4 protein-coding genes are annotated in these 5,921 nt (G+C 57.9%); 1 reads left to right on the forward strand and 3 read right to left on the reverse strand.

The window, feature by feature from the left end:
- The 3 genes from K678_RS16605 to K678_RS18835 form a co-directional block, all read right to left on the reverse strand.
- A partial coding sequence (locus tag K678_RS16605) for a hypothetical protein (RefSeq protein WP_021133642.1) occupies window positions 1-574 on the reverse strand: 574 nt, incomplete at its 3' end.
- Window positions 571-4,251: a beta strand repeat-containing protein gene (locus tag K678_RS16610; protein ID WP_021133643.1), complete on the reverse strand. Its 3,681-nt coding sequence runs from the start codon at window positions 4,249-4,251 to the stop codon at window positions 571-573. The genes K678_RS16610 and K678_RS16605, both read right to left, overlap by 4 nt.
- 414 nt (window positions 4,252-4,665) lie before the next feature.
- Window positions 4,666-5,028, reverse strand: a complete 363-nt coding sequence (locus K678_RS18835) for a transposase (protein ID WP_155804590.1) — start codon at window positions 5,026-5,028, stop codon at window positions 4,666-4,668.
- Between the two features lie 472 nt (window positions 5,029-5,500).
- Between K678_RS18835 and K678_RS16620 the strand changes: the two genes are divergently transcribed.
- A partial coding sequence (locus K678_RS16620; protein ID WP_021133645.1) for a hypothetical protein occupies window positions 5,501-5,921 on the forward strand: 421 nt, incomplete at its 3' end.

Raw genomic sequence — 5,921 nt, forward strand, 5'->3', positions numbered from 1 at the left:
ATGTCAGGCTGAGGCTGGCTCCGGCGGCAATCAGGGTGTCGATCTGACCAGTGCCAATCACGCTGCCGCCGGTGGCGAGATCGGCCTGATCGACGATGAAGGTCGTCGCGCTCGTGGTTCCGGCCTTCAGGATCTCGACGCTGGTCAGCGCCGTCGCGCTCAACCCCAGCATGGTTCCGGCGGCAACCAGGGTATCGATGCCGATACTGCCGACCACGCTGCCGTTGGTTGCCAGATCACTCTGATCGACGGTGAAGGTCGTCGCGGCATTCATCCCGGCCTTCAAGATTTCGACACCCGACAGCGTCGTCGTGCCTAAATTCAGGCTGGTGCCATTGATGATCAGGGTGTCGGTGCCAACATCGCCGACCACGCTGCCATTCGCCGCCAGATCGGTCTGATCGACGGTGAAGGTGGTATCGTCCGAACTGCCCGCCTTCAGTACCTCGATGCCGGACAGCGTCGTCGTACGCAGATCGAGACTGGACCCAGCCGCGGCCAGGGTGTCGATGCCGCTATTGCCGACCACGCTGACAATCCCATTGGCCAGATCGGTCTGATCGACCGAGATCACCGTTGCCGAACTCGTCCCACCTTCACGATCTCGACGCTGGACAGCGTCGTCGCGCTCAGATCCAGGGTGGACCCGGCGGCCACTAGAGTGTCGACGCCGCCGCTGCCGATCACGCTGCCACTCGCCGCCAGATCGGTTTGATCGAGGGTGAAAATCGTCGCGGCAGAAGAACCCGCCTTCAAAATCTCGATACTAGACAGCGTCGTCGTGCTCAAATCCAGGCTATTGCCATTGATGATCAGAGTGTCGGTGTCGGCATTGCCAACCACGCTGCCATTCGCCGCCAGATCGCCCTGATTGACGGTGAAGGTGGTGGCGGTGGAGGAACCCGCCTTCAGTACCTCAATCCCGGACAGCGTCGTCGCAGTCAGGTTGATGTTGGTGCCCTTGATCACCAAAGTATCGGTACCGGCATTGCCGACCACGCTGCCGTTGGCTGCCAGATCGGCCTGATCGACGGTGAAGGTGGTATCGTCCGAACTGCCCACCTTCAGCACCTCGATCGAGGACATGGTTGTGGCGGTAAGATCGAGGCTCGTTCCGGCCGCAACCACGGTATCAATGCCCGCCGTGCCGACCAGCGAGGTCACGCCGGTAACGTCCGACAGAGTGAAGGTGGTGGCGCTGGTAGTGCCGGCTTTCACCACTTCGACCGAGGACAGGGTCTTGCCGCTCAGATCGATGCTGGAACTGGTGACGATCAGGGTGTCGACGCCATTGTTGCCGCTCACGCTTGCCAGCGAGTTGAGGTCAGCGGCATCAATGGTGAAGGTGGTGGCACCGGTATTTCCGGCCGCCAGCACCTCGATGCTCGACAAGGTGGTCGAAGTCAGATTAAGGGCGGTATCCGCCGCGATCAGCGTATCGGTTCCCGTATTGCCGGAGATCAGCCCCCCCGTGACCAAGTCGGCCTGATTGGCCTTAAGGGTTGTGCCAGTGGTGTTCTCGGTCTTCAGTATCTCGATGCCGGTGACCGCCACCCCGCTGAGATCAAGCGACGTACCGGACACACTGAGGGTGTCGGAACCGGTGCTGCCGGTCAGGGTGCGCAGGTTCAACGGCAGACCGGTGCCGGTAAAAGTGGTGGAAACGCCGGTTGCGGACGACAGGGTCGCGATATTGTTGGCGGCCTCGTCGAGGTTGACCACTGCGGTGCTGTAGCTGGTGGCCGACGCTGAAAAGGTAATGTTCGCGCTCGTCACCGTGGTGCCGGTGGTGGTGACCAGCAGGGTATCGGTGCCGCTGGCGCTGACGTAATGGAGCGCATTGCTGTCGGTATAAAGGAACGGCTTGTTGTTGCCGACGCCCGTGGTGCCCAGCGCTTTGCTGTCATAGACGGTCGGGGTGGCGGTGAAGCCCCACACCGAGCTTTGCAGGAAAATCTTGTCGGTACTCTTGAAGTTAGTGATCGTGTCGCCGCCCTGATTGATCCCGGCATAGACGAACACGTTGGTACCGGCCCCGCCGGTCAGGATGTCAGCGCCGTCGCCGCCGATCAGGGTATCGGTCGCTTTCGTCCCGGGCGCGGCAACCGTGCTGTCATATATGCTGACTGCGGACGTATCGGTATAGGTGTTGTTGCCCATCATCAGGGCGTATTTACCGTTGTCGGAAATCGCAGAAACCCATTGATAGCCGATCGACATGCCGTTTTCGCTCGACGAAATCCGGGACACCGTCCAACTCGCGTCGGAGATGTTGTAATCGGCACGGAACGTCTGCAATTGACGGGTTTCATCAGTTACGAGCCCAACCCCGTCCGACTGAAACACCAGATAGACATGGGTGCCATCGCTCGCCATCTGGGCACCCGACCAGGTGACACGGCGGCTCCAGCTTTCTGTCGCCAGCAGATCAGTGCCCGTCGTGGTGTTGTAGAGGTGAATCGCGCCCTGGATCGGATCGTTGGAATTGCCGTAATCGCGGGTCAGGACGAATTGACCGTCGTTGCTGACTCCTTGCAGGATATTGGTATTCACCCCGGACACGGTCTTCAACACCGCGCCCGTCGATGCATTGAGCACGACGAGATTGGTGACATTGCTGCCATTGTCATAGACAGTGGTCAAGATCGCCACCTTGGTATCGTCAGCAGAGGAGGCGATAGCGTTGATGCTGCCATTGTTGATCGCGTCCCCCAGCGCTATCGACGCCTTGGACACCGTATTATAGCGATAGAGCTGATTCTGATTTACATAATAAAGGTCACACCCGCTGCTGGCATTGCTGACGGCGACGCCTGAGTATGACGAAAATGTATCCTGATTTTGCGTAATTAACATCGAGGTGTAGCCGCTGCCCGACTGGGTCGCTACGTACAGCTTGCCATCCATGATATAGCCGACGGTGGCTCCATCGGACGACACGTCCCAGCTCTGCACATAGTTCGTCGTCCCCGTTCCGGAAATATTAACCACCTTTCCGGAAACCGTGTCGTAGCGATAAACGTTCCAAATGTTGCCGTTACCGGAATCGTTAGTAATCGTGCTGAGCACCGTTCCGTTGGTGGCAGCGGAGATCAACCGAGAATCCTGGCTGACGAAGAACAGATATCGCCCACTGTTCTCCGTCTTGGCGCTGTCGATACCATTGATGCCGCCGTCGCTCCACAGCTTCGACGTCGTCAACTTCGTGTTGTTGGTGTTCTGGGCGATAATCGAATCGTTACCGGCCCCACCGATCAGGGTTTCATTGCTAATCGAGGTGCCGACCAGAGTATCGTTGCCCGATCCGCCGATCAGGGTGCCGACGCTGGCGGTGGCACCATGAAACCCCGTGGCCAGATTGACGCTAATATCGTTGACCGACCCCGACGCGTCGATCACATCCGACGCACTGAAAAGGGTGCCGAACGACTTATTGTCAACCGCCTTCAATAAGGTCCCCAAGGTGGTCCCGGATGGAATCCCGGTCACCGACGCGACGATCGTATTGGTAGTGGAGTCGGTTATGGTCAGGCCGGTCGGAGTTTGGGTGAACAGGGTAAGGGGGTCGGTGGTCCCGTTCATCAACCCCTTGATCTGAGCCGCGGTGAGGTTGAGCGGAAAGCTCCCCGTTAGATTGATGACGTAAGCGTTAGCCCCGGTCACCGAAGACGGAACCGCGATGGTGAATCCGGTCGTCGAGGAAAAGCTGATCGTGTCGCCCAGGGCGTCGGTGGCCGACAGGCCGGTAATCGAGAGCGTTCCCGACGAGGTAACCGCCGATCCGTTGGCGCTGGTGATGTCAAATCCCAGCAGCGAGGAGAGAGCATTCGTGGAGGTCGGCAGCCCGGTTCCGGTGAGAGTCACCTTGCTTAACAGCGACGAATCGGCGGCGGAGTACATCGAGAAGACGTACTGGGACGAACTCAACGTCACGTCGGCGGTTTTAACGCTTTCCGTTGTGCTGCCGTCTTTGGCCTGATACAGCGTAATCGTCGACACGGAGCCTTTCGGTCGGCCGCTCGATAGATCAAGGCCCATCCCGCTACCGCCGAACACAACCTTGGTTAACGGATCGGCGTTGGAGATCACCGTGATCGACGTGGACGACATCACGCCCGTTCTACCGCCATCATTCAACAGATTGCTGAAATCGCTAAAATCCTGCGGATCGAACAATTGGACCAGAGTGTCCTTGATATGATCGCCAATAGCGCCAAAGTCCACCGAATCTCGAATAACAACACTGGTCATTGTCGGCTCCACATAGATCGGTACAAGAGGCCACGTGATTAATTTACGCCCAAGCCAGGAAGTGTTGTGCGCAGAAAGAACTTAGAGGGATCCCTCATAGGAATCCTCCCCGAGCATGATCCATCCTCGATTCGGTTTACTCGTCCACCCTTCAGAGAAAATTATCTGGCGATTTATAGCCTGTTGATACTACCTATGCCGGCAAAATGTTGTCAAGGCGTGCAACGCAAAAACTTTTGGTGAACTTTCAACTTTCCTTCCGAATGTTACCGGACACACCCCCCGATTGGGGAGGCCAGGCGCTGGCCGGAAGGTCTGGGATGCCGGTGCCGCGACGGGCGACGGCGGAGAGGCGGGTGATGAAATTCCAGGGCCAAGCATGCCGTTTTAGACAGGTTTCTATGGCGTTCGAGGCTATAATCCTTCGTCAGTTCGTATCCCGAAGCTGATGCGTCGGGAAATGACGGCATGGTGCCGCGCCCGTTCGGCATCGGTGTTCGTGGGCAAGAGGTTGGGATTCCTGACGAAAGCGATCACCGCATCCCAGTCGTTGAGGGTTCCCAGAGCCAACTTTTGCGCCTTGTCGATGTCGGCGTTTTCCGCGACACCTTGGATCAGTGCCCGCAATTCCCGGCCATGTTCAGCACTTTCACCAGTTGCCGATGCTGGGGCGTCAGATGTCTGCGCGCGTCTTCCAGCCAGGGGAAAAGTTCGGCTTGAATCTCCCGTCAGCGCGATGATACGATTTCTCTCTGTGACAGGAGCTGTTGTTTGCATCCCTTATGATAATTTCATGCTTTCACTATGCCGAATACAGTCATGGAACATCACAGCGCTGCGCGCAAATGACGCCGAATGCCGGAGAAATTCCACCTCATCTCGTGAGGTTTACACGTGCCTCCCAAGTCTTTTACAACTAATGACACATGGCAAAATTCAATCTTTAGTGTATATCTGCGTTGGTTGTATCCTGACGTTAACATCGGGGCAATGTCGGCATGGCCGAAATCCCTGGCCCTTTCCATAGGGTCTCCTGGAGTGAACCGTTGCCATTCCTTTTCGAACACTGCCAAACGCTGAAATCGGCTCAGGGCGTCGCCCGTCCCTTGCTGCGGGATCTCCCGTCAGATCGACTCTCGTGATCCGACACGGGAGAGTGGTTTTAGTGTGGCCGCGGTCTGTCTGGGTGTTGCTGGGGGCGCTGTTTCCGTTGACATCGGTAGAGGCCGTTGAAAACTGCGGATCGGATATGGGCCGCTATGCCCGGCTTGCCTGTTACGAGCGGATGGCATGGACCACCGGGAAGTCCGCTCAATGTCTGCGCCTTGACAGTGATGTGGCCCGCATGACTTGCTTTGACCGGCCCGACGCGGCCGCCCCGGTCGCTTCGGCAGCCAAGCCCCCCGCTCCGCCGCCATCCGTTCCAACGCCACGATTTCGCATCGAGGTCGGGATAGGCTATGGCTTTGCTCATTACGACGGCACCCTGATGCGGATGTCCGAGCGCTTGACGGTCGATTCGATGATCGGCGTGCGTGGAACGGCGATTCATGTCGGGATATGGGACGACCGGCTGATCGCGAAGAGCGTCTCGATCGGGATGGAATACTTGAAGCTGGACCTCAACGCCCGGTTCAGCGGGGCGGCAGATTATGGAATCGGTAATTTCA

The sequence above is a fragment of the Magnetospirillum fulvum MGU-K5 genome (assembly GCF_000442515.1).
Classification (GTDB): Bacteria; Pseudomonadota; Alphaproteobacteria; order Rhodospirillales; family Magnetospirillaceae; genus Phaeospirillum; species Phaeospirillum fulvum_B.